At 64.8% G+C, this 16,839-nt stretch carries 15 protein-coding genes; 5 read left to right on the forward strand and 10 right to left on the reverse strand.

Annotated elements, in window-relative coordinates; genetic code table 11:
- Nucleotides 1-122 precede the first annotated feature (122 nt).
- The 3 genes from EJ076_RS05450 to EJ076_RS05460 are packed head-to-tail and all read left to right on the forward strand — an operon-like array spanning nt 123 to nt 3,986.
- On the forward strand, nt 123-1,706 hold the full coding sequence (locus EJ076_RS05450) for a sugar ABC transporter ATP-binding protein (protein ID WP_126067170.1): 1,584 nt from the start codon (nt 123-125) through the stop codon (nt 1,704-1,706).
- On the forward strand, nt 1,703-3,031 hold the full coding sequence (locus tag EJ076_RS05455; RefSeq protein ID WP_126067171.1) for an ABC transporter permease: 1,329 nt from the start codon (nt 1,703-1,705) through the stop codon (nt 3,029-3,031). The genes EJ076_RS05450 and EJ076_RS05455 overlap by 4 nt, the downstream gene beginning before the upstream one ends.
- Nucleotides 3,018-3,986: a substrate-binding domain-containing protein gene (locus tag EJ076_RS05460; protein ID WP_126067172.1), complete on the forward strand. Its 969-nt coding sequence runs from the start codon at nt 3,018-3,020 to the stop codon at nt 3,984-3,986. Before EJ076_RS05455 ends, EJ076_RS05460 begins: the two co-directional genes overlap by 14 nt.
- Before the next feature lie 45 nt (nt 3,987-4,031).
- Here EJ076_RS05460 and EJ076_RS05465 read toward each other — a convergent pair whose 3' ends face one another.
- The 6 genes from EJ076_RS05465 to EJ076_RS05490 are packed head-to-tail and all read right to left on the reverse strand — an operon-like array spanning nt 4,032 to nt 11,177.
- Nucleotides 4,032-4,493 carry a MarR family transcriptional regulator gene (locus EJ076_RS05465; protein WP_126067173.1) on the reverse strand — a complete coding sequence of 154 codons (462 nt, stop codon included), beginning with the start codon at nt 4,491-4,493 and terminating at the stop codon, nt 4,032-4,034.
- On the reverse strand, nt 4,490-5,074 hold the full coding sequence (locus EJ076_RS05470; RefSeq protein WP_126067174.1) for an amino acid synthesis family protein: 585 nt from the start codon (nt 5,072-5,074) through the stop codon (nt 4,490-4,492). The genes EJ076_RS05465 and EJ076_RS05470 overlap by 4 nt, the downstream gene beginning before the upstream one ends.
- Nucleotides 5,067-5,951 carry a hypothetical protein gene (locus EJ076_RS05475; RefSeq protein WP_109667760.1) on the reverse strand — a complete coding sequence of 295 codons (885 nt, stop codon included), beginning with the start codon at nt 5,949-5,951 and terminating at the stop codon, nt 5,067-5,069. Before EJ076_RS05475 ends, EJ076_RS05470 begins: the two co-directional genes overlap by 8 nt.
- Nucleotides 5,951-7,492, reverse strand: a complete 1,542-nt coding sequence (locus EJ076_RS05480; RefSeq protein WP_126067175.1) for a 6-hydroxynicotinate reductase — start codon at nt 7,490-7,492, stop codon at nt 5,951-5,953. Before EJ076_RS05480 ends, EJ076_RS05475 begins: the two co-directional genes overlap by 1 nt.
- Nucleotides 7,489-10,323: a molybdopterin-dependent oxidoreductase gene (locus EJ076_RS05485; protein ID WP_126067176.1), complete on the reverse strand. Its 2,835-nt coding sequence runs from the start codon at nt 10,321-10,323 to the stop codon at nt 7,489-7,491. The genes EJ076_RS05480 and EJ076_RS05485 overlap by 4 nt, the downstream gene beginning before the upstream one ends.
- Nucleotides 10,320-11,177 (reverse strand): xanthine dehydrogenase family protein subunit M, encoded by an 858-nt coding sequence (locus EJ076_RS05490; protein ID WP_126067177.1) that lies wholly within the window; start codon nt 11,175-11,177, stop codon nt 10,320-10,322. The genes EJ076_RS05485 and EJ076_RS05490 overlap by 4 nt, the downstream gene beginning before the upstream one ends.
- Before the next feature lie 248 nt (nt 11,178-11,425).
- Between EJ076_RS05490 and pncA the strand changes: the two genes are divergently transcribed.
- Both pncA and EJ076_RS05500 read left to right on the forward strand, forming a co-directional pair.
- Complete coding sequence (pncA, locus tag EJ076_RS05495) at nt 11,426-12,040, forward strand: bifunctional nicotinamidase/pyrazinamidase (protein WP_126067178.1); 615 nt, start codon at nt 11,426-11,428, stop codon at nt 12,038-12,040.
- Between the two features lie 49 nt (nt 12,041-12,089).
- Nucleotides 12,090-13,499 carry a sodium:proton antiporter gene (locus EJ076_RS05500; RefSeq protein ID WP_126067179.1) on the forward strand — a complete coding sequence of 470 codons (1,410 nt, stop codon included), beginning with the start codon at nt 12,090-12,092 and terminating at the stop codon, nt 13,497-13,499.
- Here EJ076_RS05500 and EJ076_RS05505 read toward each other — a convergent pair whose 3' ends face one another.
- Genes EJ076_RS05505 through EJ076_RS05520 form a run of 4 tightly spaced genes read right to left on the reverse strand, consistent with a single transcriptional unit; the run spans nt 13,500 to nt 16,793 of the window.
- The gene (locus tag EJ076_RS05505; protein WP_126067180.1) at nt 13,500-14,234 is read right to left on the reverse strand and encodes an ABC transporter ATP-binding protein; all 735 of its coding nucleotides are present in this window, start codon (nt 14,232-14,234) and stop codon (nt 13,500-13,502) included.
- A complete protein-coding gene (locus EJ076_RS05510; RefSeq protein WP_109667755.1) occupies nt 14,231-14,956 on the reverse strand; it encodes an ABC transporter ATP-binding protein in 726 nt (241 codons plus the stop codon). Before EJ076_RS05510 ends, EJ076_RS05505 begins: the two co-directional genes overlap by 4 nt.
- On the reverse strand, nt 14,953-15,915 hold the full coding sequence (locus EJ076_RS05515) for a branched-chain amino acid ABC transporter permease (RefSeq protein WP_126067181.1): 963 nt from the start codon (nt 15,913-15,915) through the stop codon (nt 14,953-14,955). The genes EJ076_RS05510 and EJ076_RS05515 overlap by 4 nt, the downstream gene beginning before the upstream one ends.
- Nucleotides 15,912-16,793: a branched-chain amino acid ABC transporter permease gene (locus EJ076_RS05520; RefSeq protein ID WP_126067182.1), complete on the reverse strand. Its 882-nt coding sequence runs from the start codon at nt 16,791-16,793 to the stop codon at nt 15,912-15,914. The genes EJ076_RS05515 and EJ076_RS05520 overlap by 4 nt, the downstream gene beginning before the upstream one ends.
- Between the last annotated feature and the right edge of the window lie 46 nt (nt 16,794-16,839).

A 16,839-nucleotide genomic window follows, 5' to 3' on the forward strand; every position in this document is an offset into this window, starting at 1 on the left:
TTTTTTAGCAAGAATCGAAATGCATCAAACTTCCGTCACCGGATATCGGCTTGACACGATCGAAACGTTTAGATTAGCGTTTGCGGGAAATTGACGACGACGGAAGGGAGGCCGCCATTGTCATGGAACATGCGAATTCCCTTTCCCCGGAGCACAGTGCGGCGGATCGGTCAGACACCGTTCTGAGCGCCGAGCGCGTCTCCAAGAGCTTCGGCGGCATCGCCGCCCTGGTCGATGTCGGCTTCGAGCTGCGACGCGGCGAGGTTCATGCCTTGATGGGCGAGAACGGCGCCGGCAAATCGACGCTGATGAAGATCCTCTCCGGCGTCTACACCGGCTATGAAGGCACGGTCAGCGTCGATGGCCGCCCCGTCAGCTTCGCCGGCGTGCGCGACGCCGAGGATGCCGGCATCGCCATCATTCACCAGGAGCTCAACCTGGTGCCCGAACTCAGCGTCGCCGACAACATCTTCCTCGGCCGCGAGAAGCTGATCGCGGGCCTGATCGTCGACCGCAAGGCGAGCAGCCGCGCGGCGGGTGCTTTGTTGCAGCGGCTCGGCATCGAACTCGATCCGCAAGCCCGCGTCGGCGCCTTGCGCGTCGGCGAACAGCAGCTGGTCGAGATCGCCAAGGCTTTGTCGATGTCGGCACGCATCCTGATCATGGATGAGCCGACCTCGGCGCTGTCGCCAGCCGAATGCCAGCGGCTGTTCCGCATCATCCGCCAGCTTGCCGACAGCGGTGTCGCCATCGTCTACATCTCGCACCGCATCGACGAGGTCATGCATCTGGCCAGCCGCGTCACCGTGTTTCGCGACGGGCGCCATGTGCTGACCGAGCCGATGGCCAGGCTCGACGAAGACGCGATCATTTCGGCGATGGTCGGACGAAACCTGCTCGCTTCCTCCCAGGAAGAGCGCCACTCCGGCGGCAAGATCGTGCTTTCGGTCGAAAACCTGTCGCTGTCGAAGCCCGATGCGCATGGCTGGCGCACGGTGATCGACGGCGTCGGCTTCGATCTTGCCGCCGGAGAAATCCTCGGCATTGGCGGGCTGCTGGGTTCGGGCCGCACCGAGATCCTGGAAGCGATCTTCGGCTCGAGCGATGGTCGTACCGGTGGCGAAATCCAGGTCGACGGCCGACCCGTGGATATCCGTTCGCCCCGCGATGCAAGGCGGCTGGGCATTGCGCTGGTCACTGAGGACCGCAAGACGCAAGGCCTGCATCTGCAGGCATCGATCACGGACAATGTCGCGCTGCCGCTGGTCGGATCGCTGGCGCGCTTCGGCATCCGCTCGCTGGCCGGCGAACAGGGATTGGCGCGGCAGGCGGTCAAGGCGCTCGGCATCCGCTGCCAGGACATCGACCAGCCCGCCGGCACGCTGTCCGGCGGCAACCAGCAGAAGGTCGTCATCGGCAAGTGGCTGGCGACCAGGCCGAGGGTGCTGTTGCTGGACGAGCCGACGCGCGGCATCGATGTCGGCGCCAAGCGCGAGATCTACGACCTGATCTTCAAGCTGGCGCGCGATGGTCTCGCCATCGCCGTCATCAGCTCCGAGCTGCCGGAGCTTTTGCATCTTTCCGACCGCATCCTGGTGATGGCCGATGGCCGCCAGACAGGCATTCTTTCCCGCGATGCGGCCAGCGAGGAGGCCATCATGCGTCTCGCCGCCCCGCGCCGGACCATATCGAGACCAGCCGCATGACTGCCCTGAAACTCCTGTCCCGGACCAAGCTCTATTGGGGCCTGATCGCCATCTTCCTGATCGGCGTGCTGGGCTCGCCGATGAGTTCGAAGGGCAACAACATCTTCCTCTCCTACGGCAATCTGCTCGACGTGCTGCGCCAGGTGTCGACCACCGGGCTGATCGCCACCGGCATGACGGCGGTGATCATCACCGGCGGCATCGATCTCTCCGTCGGCTCGCTGATGGCCATCTGCTCGGTGGTCTGCGCCATGCTGTTGACGGTTCCAGGCGTGACGCCGGGCGTCGTGCTGGGCGTGCCGACCGTCGCCCTGGTGGCGCTTTGCCTCGGTTTCGTCGTCACCCGCTTCATCTTCCAGAACCTGGCAAAATCCCGTGCCGGGCCAGATGCCACCGCGCGCGACATCAGGTTGGACGGCGTTCGCGGCCTGGTTACGCCTGCTGTCGTCGGTGTGGTCCTATGCAGTCTGTCGCTGTGGTATCTGCTGCCGCAGATCGGGTCGAAATTCGGCGTGCTCGGCGTGCTGCTGGTGGCGCCGTGTGTCGGCTTGCTGTTTGGCGCGCTCAACGGCTTCATCATCGTTGCCGGACGGCTGCAGCCCTTCATCGTCACCCTGGCGATGATGGTGACGGCGCTCGGCATCGCCCGGCTCACCGCCGGCCAGAACAATGCGGTGCTGCCGGTCTATACCGGCTCCAACGCCACCGCCGATTTCGAGATACTGCGCTCGCTGGTGTTCGGCGTCATCCCGATGCCGGGGCTGTTCTTCCTCGGCGCCATCCTGATCTACGGCGCGGTGCTGCGCTTCACGCCGTTCGGCCGCTATGTCTATGCCATCGGCGGCAATGAGGAGGCGGCGCGGCTCTCCGGCATCGCCGCCGGTCGCGTCAAGATCGCCACCTATGCCATCTCCGGACTGCTCGCCGGTATCGCCGCCGTGCTCTATGTCGCGCAGTATAGGCAAGGCAAGCCGGATGCCGGCGCCGGGCTGGAACTGGATGCCATCGCCGCCGTCGTCATCGGCGGCACCAGCCTGATGGGCGGGCGCGGCAGCCTCATCGGCACGTTCTGCGGCGTGCTGATCTTCGGCCTGCTCTCCAACATCCTGCAGCTCCACAACATCAATTCGAACCTTCAGCTGGTGCTGAAGGGGATGATCATCATCGGCACCGTGCTCGTGCAGGAGCGCAATGTCGGTGATCTCCTGGCCTATCTGCGCCTGCCCGGCGGGCAATCGGCGCACAAGGAAACGGCCGCGGCAAAGCGGCCGTCGCAAGAGACACCGTCTCTCAATCTCGGAGGAAACAAGAATGAAACGACGTGACATGCTGAAGCTTGCCGCCATGACCGCGGCACTGCTGACCACCACCGCGCTTCTGACCACCGGCAATGCCTATGCCCAGGACAAGAAGTGGAAGATCGGCTTCTCGCAGGTGACGACCATCGAGCCCTGGCGCGCGCAGTTCAACAAGGACATCCTGGCTGAAGCCGCCAAGCATCCCGAGGTCGAGCTGATCATCACCGACGGCGAGGACAAGACCGAAAAGCAGGTCGCCGATGTCGAGAACCTGATCCGTCAGGAGGTCGACGCACTGCTGGTATCACCGAAGGAATCCGCCGGCCTGACCGGCGTCGTGCAGCAGGCGATCGACGCCAAGATTCCGGTCTTCGTGCTCGACCGCAATGTCGACACCAAGGACTACACCCAGTTCGTCGGCGGCGACAACGCGCTGATAGGCCGCGCGGCCGGCGAATATGCCGTCGAGCTGCTAGGCGGCAAGGGCAAGGCTGCGGGCAATGTCGTCGAGATCTGGGGCGGCATGGGTACCCAGCCGGCGCATGACCGCCATGACGGCTTCCACGAGTTCACCGACAAGGAGCCGGGCATCAAATATCTGCTCGACCAGCAATCGGGCGACTGGAAGCAGGACCAAGCCTATAATCTGATGGCCAACGCGCTGAAGAGCAACGAGAAGATCGATCTCGTTTACGGCCACAACGACCCGATGGCCTACGGCGCCTATCTCGCCGCCAAGGATGTCGGCCGCGAGAAGGACATCAAGTTCATCGGCATCGATGGTCTGCCCAACGAGGGCGTGCAAATGGTCAACAAGGGCGAGCTGACGGCCACCTTCACCTATGTCACCCCCGGCGCCGAAGGCCTGCGCCAGGCGATCAAGTTCCTCAACGGCGAGAAGGTCGAAAAGACCATCACTCTGCCGACCGAGAAGATCACCAAGGAAAATGCAGCCAAGGTGCTGAAGGACAACGGCCTCTGAGCCAAAACGTCCTGCCGGGTGCTTTTTGGCGCCCGGCAGGACGATCTAAGCCAGCTTGGCCAGCAATTTCATGAAGGTGGCGATCTCCTTGGCCGAGAGCGGCGCCAGCGTCTCCTGGGTGATTTCGCGGGCCAGCGGGATCAGGCGCTCGATGGCGTCGCGCCCCTTCGCGGTCAGATTGACCAGCAGCCGCCTTTTGTCGACCTCGTGCTTGGAAAGCTCGACCAGGCCGCGCGCCTTCAGCCGGTCGATGACGCCCTTCACCGTCGCCGCGTCCATGGCGATCAGCGTGCCGAGCTGGTTCTGCGAGGTCTCGCCGACATCGCGCAGCTTGGCGAGTGCGGCGAATTGCGGCGGCGTCAGATCGCCGATATGCGCGGCAAAGATCGAGACATGGCGCTGATGCGCCTTGCGCAGGATGAAGCCGACCTGCTCCTGCAAGAGGTAATCCTGGTCGTCCGGCGTCTCGACCTCGACCAGCTTCAGCAGATTGTCCTCGGTGCTCACCGCAGCCCGTCCCAGGCCTTGATATCCCCGGCGGCCAAGCCACCCATGCGGTCGTGCACGCGCGGGCCACAGGTCATGGCGAGGCAGAACAGGATCTCGTCGGGGCGCGGGCCATCGCTGATGCCGACTTCCATGGCGTCGAAATGGCTGCGCACATAGGCGGCGTTGATGTGGCCGAGCGGCACGTCGAGCTTTGAACCGAAAACGCCAACCTTCTTCGCCGACGGCACGATCGCCTTGGCGTCGCCGAGCCGTTCGCGCATGGCGTAGCCGCCGGGCACATGCCAGAGTGCACCGTGCTCCAGCTCACCCGCCGTGCCGACAATGGCGCCCTTGCCGTAGCCGTCGATCTGCTTGACGTCGCCGCCGAGTGCCGCGATCAGCCGGTCGGCGAGCAACAGGCCAAGCGGCTTCAAATCGTCCATGGCGCTCTGCAAATCCTCGACATAGCGCCCGGCGAACGGGTTCTTGACCAGCGCCATGGCGGCGGCGCGGCGGCGCGGCATCTTGGCCACCGGCCCGCCCTCATGGAAGATCTCTTCGGTCAGCACCGCGATCTTGCGGATCGGAAACTCAGGCATGGGCAACTTCCTCCCTCGAACTTTTGTTGGGCGCGGCAAGCGCAACCGAGCCACTGATGCGGATCTCACCGCCAAGAAACAGCGCCGATCCGGCAATCAGGCCGCGCCGGCGAAAATCTTCGGCGACGGCAAGGCCGTTGTCCAGCGCCCGCGCCACTTCGCCAAGTGCAAGCGTGCCGACGCCATGTGTCACCAGGCGCGCGCCGAGATCGCTGTCGGGCGACAGTTCGTGTGCGGGAATGCGCTTGATGGCCGGATTGCCGGGCAGGTCCACCGCGTTGGCAATGAGCGTCGCCGCCGCATCGGCCTCGGCGCCAGTCCGCGCGAGCACGGTGACGGCGTCGGCAATGCCAAGTGAGAAGGAGCGGCCTCGCCAACCGCTGGTGGCGACGCCGCGAACGCCATCTTCCGCGCGGATCGTGATCCGGTCGGCCATGTCGTTGCCGGTGCCGGCGATCGCCAAGCCCATCGACTGGCCCTTGCCGATATGGATTGCGCAGTCGCCGCCATTGTTGACATAGGCGCGATCGAGCTTGCGGCCGGCAAGCAATGCGGCGAGCATTTCGTCGGCTACCGATCCGGCGACGGCGGCCATCGGTGTTATGAAACATTCCGCCAGGGGTATGACGGCTGCTTCCATGCGGCGCGCCGTCGGGCCTGCGAAGGTGCGCGGCGCCAGGAAAAACGCCGGGAGCCGCAATTCGGGGAGCTCCTCGACCAACTCCATCAGGATCGTCTGAAAGCGCGCGACAGCTTGCGCGTAAGCGGCGCGACACTCATCCGCTTCGCCAAAAACCTCGACGATCAGGTCGATCGGCCCGTGGTTGAGATGCAGCCGCTTGCCGTCCTGCAGCCAATGCGTTTGCGGGCCTTGCATCATCCGGTCTCGTTCGACGCAGCGCGGCGCAATTGCGCCAGTGGCGGCCATGGATTGCTGACCGCGGCACCGGTGCCGCGTCGCGAATTGAGGTATTCGCCACCCTTGGCAACGATATCATCGACGCTGCGGATCTCGGCCTCGTAGCCGCCGAGCCTGATGTAGTCGTCGCGGCGGAGCGTGAATTCGATCGGCGCCACAAGTGCGGGGGTCGGCACATAGCCGAAGGCCCCTTCCGGCACCCTGGTGACATCGACCATCAGCGTGATGCCGCCGCCCGGCCAGACATAGACCGGCGCGCCGCCGACCGTCACATAGGTGGTCAGGCCCTGCACGGAACGGGTGAGGTTGACCGGGTTTTCGGTGACGCCGGCGCGCAATGAACCGCCGGCGCCGCCGATGAACAGCACGGTGCAGAGCGCCGGCTCGCAATTGTCCTCGATCAGGCCGACCGATTTCTGCAGCCGTTCGGGAAACGGCTTCTGCACCGGCTTCAGTTCATCATCGAGCTCGTAATAGGCGAACTGCTCGCCGGTGGTCGAAACCATCAGCAGCGACAGGCCGGGGCGCGCGCCTTTCTTGGCATTCCATTCGCCGAGGATCGACAGCGGGTCTGAAATGCTGGTGCCGCCCCAGCCCAGCCCGGGCTCGGAGACCTTGAAATAGCGGCCCGGCGTCGAGCGGCGGCCGATGATTTTTATACCCGTATCCTGCCAGCCCAGCACCTTGCCGGCCTGATGCTCCGAAACGACGCCGGTGATGTGGTCGTCGACCACCACCACCTCGTCGACCAGGCCACGCCATTGCGTGGCGAACATGCCGATGGTTGCCGAGCCGCAGCCGACACGCATGCGGTGTTCCTGCTTGCCGTCGATGACAGGGGGTTTGCCGGCTTCGACTGTTATGGTGGCGCCGCCGTCTATGGCCAATTCCACCGGCTTGCGGTTGCACAGATTGAGCAGCGCGTCACAGGTCGCGCGGCCTTCGGCCTTCGAGCCGCCGGTCAAATGATGCACGCCGCCCAGCGACAGCATCTGCGAGCCATACTCGCCCGTCGTGACATGGCCAATTGCCTCGCCGGCTGCGCGGACTATTGCCGTCTCGGGACCAAGGTGACGGTCGGTGTCGATCTTCACCTTGACGCCGCAGTAGGAGAAAATGCCCTCGGTGACGACGGTGACGAGATCGACGCCTTCGACCTCCTGGCTGACGATGAAGGGGGCCGGCTTGTAGTCGGGATAAGTCGTGCCGGCACCAATGGCGGTGACGAAGCGGCGCCCGGTGTTGACCAGTTCGCCATCCCAGGCCTCGCCCTCGGCGACGAAGGGCACGATTGCCACGCCGGTCTCAGCCGCATGGTCGAGGATGGTCAGCGGGTCCATCCGCACGATCCTGCCGCCGACATTGCCGTAGCGGTCGCAGGCGCCGGTGCGGCCATCGGCGATGTAGCACATGACCGGACAGGCATCGCAGCGGATCTTCTCCGCCACCAGCTTCTCGCCGGGATCATGCGTTTCGAAGCGCTCGGCAAGCTCGCTCATCGGCGTGCCTCCTTTTCGCGGATGCCATCTTTTTCACGGATGCCAGCGCGGATCCGCGTCGGCGTCGCCGGAACCTTGGTGATGAGAACACCGGTGGCGTGGCGGATGGCGTTGAGGATCGCCGGCGCCGTTGGGATCAGCACATGTTCGCCCAGCCCCTTGGCGCCGAATGGGCCTTCCGGATCGGGAACCTCGATCAGGATGGTTTCGATCGGCGGCACGTCGCCAATGGTCGGGATCAGATAGTCGTGCAAATTCTCGGTACGGCCGGGGATGTACTCCTCCATCAGCGCCATACCGATGCCTTGTGCGATGCCGCCCTCGATCTGGCCTTCGACCAGCAGCGGGTTGATCGCCTTGCCGACATCGTGCGCGGCGGTGATCTTGATCAGCTTGACCGTGCCGAGCTTGAGGTCGACCTCAAGTTCGGCGATCTGCGCGCCAAAGCCGTAGACGGCGTAGGGTTTGCCCTGTCCCTTGGCATCGAGCGGCAGCGTCGGCGGATCGTAGGTCTCCTGGGCGCGGAAGATGAAGCCTTCGGCATCCACGTCGAGCGAGGCGAGATCGATACGGCGCGTGGCTTCGCCTTCGCGGATGACGATCGCCTGGCCGTCGAGTTGCAGGGCCGCGTTTCCGGAAACATTGGCAAAGCGCAGGATCTTTTCGCGCAAGGCACGGCCGGCCTTTTCGGCGGCCTTGCCGGTCACAAAAGTCTGGCGTGAGGCCGATGTCTTGCCGGCGTCGGGGGTGATCGCCGTATCCGCGCTCTTCAGCTGGAATTTCTCCAGCGGCAGGCCGAGCGCGTCGGCGCAGATCTGGGTGATGACCGTGTTGGAACCCTGGCCGATATCGACGGCGCCCTGATGCAGGATGACCGTGCCGTCAGCCGCAATGCCGACCAGGATGGTCGACGGGTTGGGCAGCGAAGTGTTGCCGCAGCCATACCAGCACGACGCGACGCCAACGCCGCGCTTTCTATCCCTGTTGGCACTGTTGAACGCATCCGCATCAGCCGTCGCGCGCACCCAATGCGGGCGTAGCGATTCGAGGCATTCGGCAATGCCGACGCCGGAGTCCAGCCGTTGCCCGGTAACCGTTTCGGAACCGTTCCGAAGGCAGTTCTTCAAGCGAAAATCGAGTCGGTCCATGCCGAGCTTGCCGGCCAGCTCATCATAGAGCGTCTCCTGCATGATCGTCGCCTGCGGCACGCCGAAGCCACGGAAGGCGCCTGAGATCGGCCCATGGGTGTGAATGGCGCGGCCCTCGGCACGGTAGTTCGGCGTCGCATAGGGGCCGGACGCATGCACCGGCACGCGGTTGGCGACGGTCGGCCCCCAGCTTGCATAGGCGCCGGTGTTGAAATCGCCTGAGAAGATCATCCCGGTGACAAGGCCATCGGCATCGGCGCCGATGGTCGCTTTCATCACGGCTGGATGGCGCTTGGTGGTCGAAATCATCGATTCGGTGCGGGTGTAGGCAAGTGCCGCCGGTCGCCCCGTCTTCAGCGCCACAAGGCCGATCAGCGGCTGCAGCGAAACGTCGAGCTTGGAGCCGAAGCCACCGCCGGTCGCGGTCGGCACGATGCGCACCTTGTCGACGGCAAGGCCGAGCACCTTCGCCGTCTCATCGCGGTCCATATAGGGTGCCTGGGTGCAGGCGACGACGACCAGCGTGTCGCCGTCCAGATAGGCATAGCCGGCTTCCGGTTCGATATAGGCGTGCTCGACATAGGAGGTGTCGATGGCGCCGGACACGGTGACCGCCGCGTCGGCAAGCGCCGCTTCCGGGTCGCCGCGTTCGACCAGGCCGGAGGTGAGCAGGTTTGCCGGCCGGTTGTCATGCATCAGCGCAGCACCCTCGGCCTGCGCTTCGGCAGGCTGCAGAAAATGCGGCAGTTCGCTCCAGCGGATCGGAAAATCCGACAAATCGAGATCGAGGATCGCCTCGCGTTCGCCGGCAACCAGCGCCACCGCCTCGCCACGAAGCCGCGAAAACCCTTCGGCCAGTGCCGGCTGGTCGGCGAACGGACCGATAGCGCCGAAACAGTTCTTCCCCGGAATGTCGGCGGCTGTGAAGACACCGGCGATGCCGGGATGCGCCTTCGCCCAGCCGTTGAGGTCGCCGAAGGCGAAGCTGGCGTGATAATGCGGCGAGCGGACCACCAGCACGGCCAGCGCATCGGCGGGGAAGGAATCGCCGCCGAATTTCTCAGCCCCGGTGACCTTCGGCACGCCGTCGAGCCTGATGGGCGAGGAACCGATCGCATGGCCGGATTGAGGCAAGCGGAAATCGAGGCTTGCTGCCTGCAGGGAGGCATCCATCACCGCCGCGATGATCTTCCGGTAGCCGGTGCAGCGGCAGAGAATACCGCCCAGCGCATCCTGCACCTCCGCCTCGGTAGGGCGGGGCTGCTTGTCCAGCAATGCGGTTGCCGCGACCAGCAGCGCCGGCGTGCAGATGCCGCACTGCGCCGCGCCATGGGCAAGGAACGAGGCCTGCAGCGCCGACAGCCGGCCATTGGCGAGGCCTTCGACTGTCGTCACCGACGCCCCGGCGACGGACGCAGCCGGCATCAGGCAAGCGCAGACGGGATCGCCGTCGACCAGCACCGTGCAAGCGCCGCAATCACCGGCATCGCAGCCGACCTTGGTGCCGGTCAGCAGCAATTCATCGCGTAGCACCAAGGACAGTCGGCGCAGCGGCGGTACGTTGACGGAGATGGCGGCGCCATTGACCTCGAAGGCGATGTCGGCTCGTTCTGGGCCGAGAGCAGGCCGAACGGCGCCCGGACCGGGCAGGGCTTCACGCATATCAGGCTGAACTTGGCTCATGCCGCCGCCACCTCGTCGCCAGTCGTTCGCCCCACAGCCGCAAGCACGGCGCGGGCGACAATCTCGCGCACCGCATCGAGCCGGTATTCGGCGCTGCCGCGTACGTCGGCGATGGGTGACAGTTCGCTCATCGGCGCGGCCAGGATCGCGTCGGCAAGTCCGCCGTCCACCGGCAGTCCGCGCAGCGCGGCTTCGACACCGGCCAGCCGCTTGGCCACCACCGAACAGGAGCCGGCGGCGACCGCCGCTTCGGCGACAGTGCTGTTGTCGACGACCAGACGCGCCGCCACCATGGCGATGGAAATGACGAGGTAGCGCCGGGCGCCGAGCTTGACGAAAGCCGACGTGCCGCTGGGCTTCGGCACGCGGATGGCCGTCACCATCTCACCGGGCAGCAGCGCCGTGCGGCGGTTGCCAAGAATGAAGTCCTGCAGCCGCAGATGCCGCGTGGCTGCCACGGAGCGCAGCTCGACCTCGGCATCGAGGACGAGCAGGCCCGGCACGCCGTCGGCGGCAGGCGACGCGTTGCAGAGATTGCCGGCGACCGAGGCGACGTTCTGGATCTGCGCCGAGCCGACCTCTCGCGCCGCCTGTTTCAGCGCGTCGAAGGCCGGCGGCAAGCGATGGCGGATAATGTCGGTCCAGGTCGTGCGCGCGCCGATGACGAAGTGGTCGTCCGTTTCGGCAATGCCGCGCAGCGAAGCCAGACCGTTGATATCGAGAACATTGTCGCGGAAGGGTTTGCTGCCCTGTGCCGGATAGAAGTCGGTGCCGCCGGCAAGGATGCGCCAGGCGCCCTCGCCAAGCAAAGCGAGCGCTTCGTCGACCGAGGTGGGTTTCGCGTAACGGATCACGCTTTGCCTTCCAGAAAAGAGGTCTTCCAGAAACCAGTGTTTCCAAAGACGCTGCCGGCATCGGCAGCCGGGCAAATTCATTCGTATGCAAATGATATCAAGCCGGCAGGAATTGTCAAAGCCGGAGTTTGCGACAGCTCGGCCGGCACGCATTTGTTATATCGGCAGAGGTTGACGCGGCCGGCCATCTGGTAAAGTTTCTGCCTCCGGTCGCGGCAGCGGCATCGAGACAGAGAGAAGGAAGCCGCATGGCCGACGAAGCGCTTGTTGTCATCGACCTGCAGAACGACTTTTGTCCGGGCGGCGCGCTGGCGGTTGCCGGCGGCGATGAGATCGTGCCGCTGGTCAACGACCTGATCCGGCGGACCGACCATGTGGTGCTGACGCAGGACTGGCATCCGGCCGGTCATTCCAGCTTTGCCTCCAGCCATCCGGGCGCGCAGCCCTTCACGATGATCGAAATGCCCTATGGCCAGCAGACGCTGTGGCCGGACCATTGCATCCAGGGCAGCCTGGGCTCGGATTTCCATTCCGGCCTCGCCTGGACCAAGGCCGAACTCGTCATCCGCAAGGGGTTTCGGCCTGATATCGACAGCTATTCGGCCTTCTTCGAGAATGACCGCGCGACGCAGACTGGCCTTGCAGGCTACCTCCGGGAGCGCGGCATCGACACGCTGACCCTGGTCGGCCTGGCGACCGATTTCTGCGTCGGCTTCTCAGCGCTGGACGCAGTCAGCCAGGGCTTCAAAACCACGGTCCGGCTCGATGCCTGCCGTGGCATCGATCTCAACGGTTCGCTCGAGGCCATGCTGCAGCGCATGCGCGACGCCGGCGTGACGCTCGAAGACCATTTGTCGGATTGAGCTGACCGTGGGGCGCAAGAGGGGCTTTTTGCCGACCGCGGCGGCTGTGATGGCCGGTGCCGCAGTCGCTTTCGCACTGCTGCTTCCGGCACAGGCCTTGGCGGCAGAGGAGCACGGCCTGCCCGGTGCTTCGATGTCGCTGTGGTGGGCGCTGCCCTTCGCCGGGCTGCTGTTGTCGATCGCCACCGGTCCGCTGCTGTTCCACCATGTCTGGGAACACCACTACGGCAAGATCACGGCCCTGTGGGCGGCGCTGGTGATCGTGCCGCTGGCGCTTGCCTTCGGCATCCCCTCGGCGACCGAAGCGGTGCTGCATGCGCTGCTCACCGAATACATGTCGTTCATCGTCCTGCTGTTTGCGCTCTATACGATTTCAGGCGGCATCCTGCTTTCCGGCAACATCCACGGCACGCCGCTGGTCAATGCCGGGCTGCTGCTGGTCGGCGCTATTCTCGCCTCGGTCATCGGCACGACCGGCGCCTCGATGATCCTGATCCGGCCGATCCTGCGCGCCAACGACAACAGGCCGTTCAACGCCCATGTCGTCATCTTCTTCATTTTCCTGGTGTCCAACATCGGCGGCTCGCTGACGCCGCTTGGCGATCCGCCGCTGTTCGTCGGCTTCCTGCGCGGCGTCGACTTCTTCTGGACGACGACGAACCTCTGGCGCGAGACGCTGTTCGTTGTCGTCGTCGTGCTGGCCGTCTTCTTAGGCATCGACATCATCCTGCATCGGCGCGAAAACGGTGCGCCGAAGATCAAGGATCCGACGCCGGACACGAAGGTGCGTCTGCGCGGCCTGGCCAACCTTCCGCTGCTGGCGGGTGTGATCGGCGCCATCCTGCTGTCGGCGGCCTGGAAGCCGGGCGTGAGCCTTTCCGTGTTCGGCGTCAGTCTCGAACTGCAGAATCTGGTGCGCGACGCCATCATCCTGGCGCTGGCCCTGCTGTCGCTTCCCCTCTCCTATAAGAGCCACCGGGAAGCCAACGGCTTCAACTGGGGTCCGATATCGGAGGTGGCGAAATTGTTTGCCGGTATCTTCATCTGCATCGTGCCGGTCATCGCCATCCTGAGGGCCGGACATGATGGCGCGCTGGCGCCATTGGTCGCCCTCGTCACTTCGCCCTCGGGCGCGCCCAACGATATCGCCTATTTCTGGCTGACCGGTGCGCTGTCATCCTTCCTCGACAATGCGCCGACCTATCTGGTGTTCTTCGAGCTTGCCGGCGGCGACCCCCGGCACCTGATGACGGAATTCGCCTCGACTTTGGCGGCGATCTCGGCGGGTGCCGTGTTCATGGGCGCCAACACCTATATCGGCAATGCGCCGAATTTCATGGTCTACGCCATCGCCCGACATCGCGGCGTGAAGATGCCGGGCTTTTTCGGCTATATGGCATGGTCGGGCCTGGTGCTGATCCCGATATTTCTGGTTGCGGGCTTTCTGTTCTTTGGCTGATCAGCCCACGCCGACATAACGGCGAACCGCCGACGGGTCGGCGCGCAGCTCCTCGACATCGACCGTTTCTCGGTTGCGGCCATTTTCGATGAAACAAACCCGATCGGCGACCGAAAGCACCGCATCGACACGCTGCTCGACCAGGATGGTCGACACCCCCATGCCGCGCAGCTTCGACACCGTCTCGCGGATCTTGGCGATCATCGACGGCATCAGCCCTTCGGTCGGCTCGTCGAGCAACAGCACCTGCGGCTCGAGGCAGAGTGCACGCGCCATCGCCAGCATCTGCTGTTCGCCGCCGGACAGCGTACCGGAGCGTTGCCTGAGCCGCTGGCGCAGCAGCGGGAAGAGATCGAGCACGGCCTCCCGCGTCGCCTTGCCCTTGCCTCGCGCCATCAGGCCGATCTCGATGTTTTCGGCCACCGTCATTTCAGCGAACAGCCGCCTGCCTTGCGGCACATAGGCGACGCCTGCCTTGGGCACCTCGTGCGCCGGCAGCCCGGTCAACTCTTGGCCAGCCAGTTTGATCGAGCCGGCGCTTGAGGGAACCAGCCCCATTATGGCTTTGAGCGTCGTCGTCTTGCCGGCGCCATTGCGGCCGAACAGGCACAACACCTCGCCCTTGTTCAGCACCAGGTCGAGCCCATAAAGCACCTGGACCTCGCCATAGAAACAGTCGAGCCCCGAAATGGTGAGTGCTTGAGACTTCGCCCCGGCCTGGCTTGTTTCGGTCATGGGGCGGTCCCCAGATAGGCTTCCTGCACCGCCGCGTTCTCGCGGATCGCTTCGGGCGTGTCTTCGGCGAGAATCTTGCCGGCATTGAAGACAGTGATGCGGTCGGCCAGTTGCATGACGACCGGCATGTTGTGCTCGATCAAAAGCACGGTGGCGTTCTTGGCGATCTCGCGCACCAGGGTGATGAAATTGTCGATCTCGCTGTCGGCCAGGCCTTGCGTCGGCTCGTCGAGGATCAGCAAGCGCGGCTTCAGCGCCAGGCCCATCGCCACTTCCAGCAGGCGTTGATGGCCGTAGGACAATTGCCCGGCCGGCATGTGGGCACGATCGGCCAGGCCGGTGCGTTCGAGCGCCGCCATCACACCTGTCCGCACTGCACCCTTCGAACGGCCATCGCTCAAGGTCCGCTGCACCGGCAGCGCGACATTGTCGTAGGCGGAAAGATTGGCAAAGACGCTGGTGATCTGGAACGTGTAGGCGATGCCCTGGCGCACCCGGATATAGGCCGGCAGGCCGGTGATGTCGGCACCGTCAAAGACGATCATCCCCGATGACGGCTGGATGCGGCCGCTGACCAGGCTGACGAAGGTGGTCTTCCCCGCCCCGTTGGGGCCGATGACGGCGCGGATCTCTCCCGGCATCAGGGCGAAGTCGACACCGTCGACAGCACGCAGGCCACCGAAGTTGCGCGACAGGCCCTTGGTCGTCAAAAGCGGCATCATGGCAGCCACCCGAGCCAGCGCTGGCGGATGCTGCCCAGAATGCCTTTGGGGAAGAACAGCACCAAAAGGATGAGCGCGATGCCGACGATCAGCAGATAGGCCGAGGTGTAGCCGCTTGTGATGTCGATGACATAGTACATGAACAGCGTGCCGATCAGCGGCCCAAGCGTTGTGGCAGCACCCCCGAGCAGCACCCACAGCAGCGGCAGGATCGAATACTGCACCGAAGCGAAGCTCGATCCGACATAGCCGAACAGCAGCGCATAGGCGGCACCCGAGGCCGCGCAGATGGTGCCGGAGACAACGACGGCGGCGAGCTTGTTGGAGAAGGTGTCATAGCCGAGCATCTTCGTCCGCTCCTCGTTCTCGCGGATGGCGACCAGCACGCGGCCATATCTGGAGCGGACGATGGCTGATGTGATGAGCAGCACGATCGAAAACAGCCCCAGCGCCGTCATGTAACGCACGGTTGGATTGGTGAGCTCGAGCGATGTCGCGCCGAGGCTGAGCACCCGCGCCGGCTGCGGCACGACCATGCCCTGGTCGCCGCCGGTCCACGCCGCAAAATAGAGGATGAGCAGGTAAAAGACCTGGGCGAACATCATGGTGACGATCATGAAGGCGACACCCGTGGTGCGCAGCGCCAGCAGGCCTATCACCAGTGCCAGGGCCGCGCCGCAGGCAATTCCACCGAGGAAGGCCAGCGGGACGCTCCAGCCGAGCTGGATGACGGCAAGGCCGGCGCCGTAGAGCCCGGCGGCGAAGAACATGGCGTGGCCGAGGCTGAGCAGGCCGACATAGCCGAACAGCATGTTGTAGCCCATGGCAAAGACGGCCAGCACCATGATGCGGGCGAGCAGGCCGTGATAATACTCCGGCAGCAGGAAGCTCAGCACGAACAGCAGCGCGATGACGCCGAGATGCAGGGCATAGGCTTTTGCGGGCGAAGCTTCGCTCATCGCGACGCCGTCCCGAACAGGCCTTGCGGGCGGAACACCAGCACCATGGCGACCAGCAGCGTGGCGATGATCTTGGCCAAAGTCGGCGAGAAGAACATCGAGATGATGCCGTCCGACAGGCCGATCAGCACGGCGGCGACGACCGTGCCGCGCAGCGAGCCGAGGCCGCCGATGATGACGACGATGAAGGAGAGCAGCAGCGGGTCCTGCCCCATCAAATAATGCGCCTGGCTGATCGGCACGATCAGCACCGCGGCAATGGCCGCCAGCATGGCGCCAAGCGCGAAGACGCCGCCATAGACACGGCCGACGGGGATGCCGAAGGCCTGCGCCGTCTCGCTGTCATACTGCGTGGCGCGCATGATGAGACCGATCTTGGTGCGCGTCAGCACCAGCCAGGTCGCGATCAGCAGCAGCGCCGAAGCGGCGATAACAGACAGTTTGTAGCCGGAGTAACCGAACCACGGCAGAAGGATGCGGTAGCTGAACGGCGGCTCCACCGGTCGCGCCTCCGGACCATAGAAGGTCAGCGCCAGCTGCTGGATGATGTAGAGCATGCCGATGGTGGCGACGATGGTGGCTTCCGGATTGTAGTTGAGCCGGCGCAGCACCAGCCGCTCGGCGACCAGTGCAATGGCGCCGACGATCAGCGGCGCAATCACCAGCGCCGCCAGGAAGCCGAGCGCCGGATGGCCGCCGATCGCCGTTGTGATCGCCCAGGCGAGCACGGCGCCGAGCATGAAGAACTCGCCATGCGCGACATTGACCACTCGCATGACGCCGAACACCAGCGACAGCCCAAGCGCCGTCAGCGCCAGCACCGCTGAGGTGACGAGGCCTTCGAGGGCCGCGAGGAGGAGATGGGGACCGAAGTGCATTCAGGGCGCCCTTACCCTCCCCCTCGTGGGGAGGGTGACCGCGAAG

This window comes from Mesorhizobium sp. M7D.F.Ca.US.005.01.1.1, assembly GCF_003952545.1.
In the GTDB taxonomy this organism is placed as follows: domain Bacteria; phylum Pseudomonadota; class Alphaproteobacteria; order Rhizobiales; family Rhizobiaceae; genus Mesorhizobium; species Mesorhizobium loti.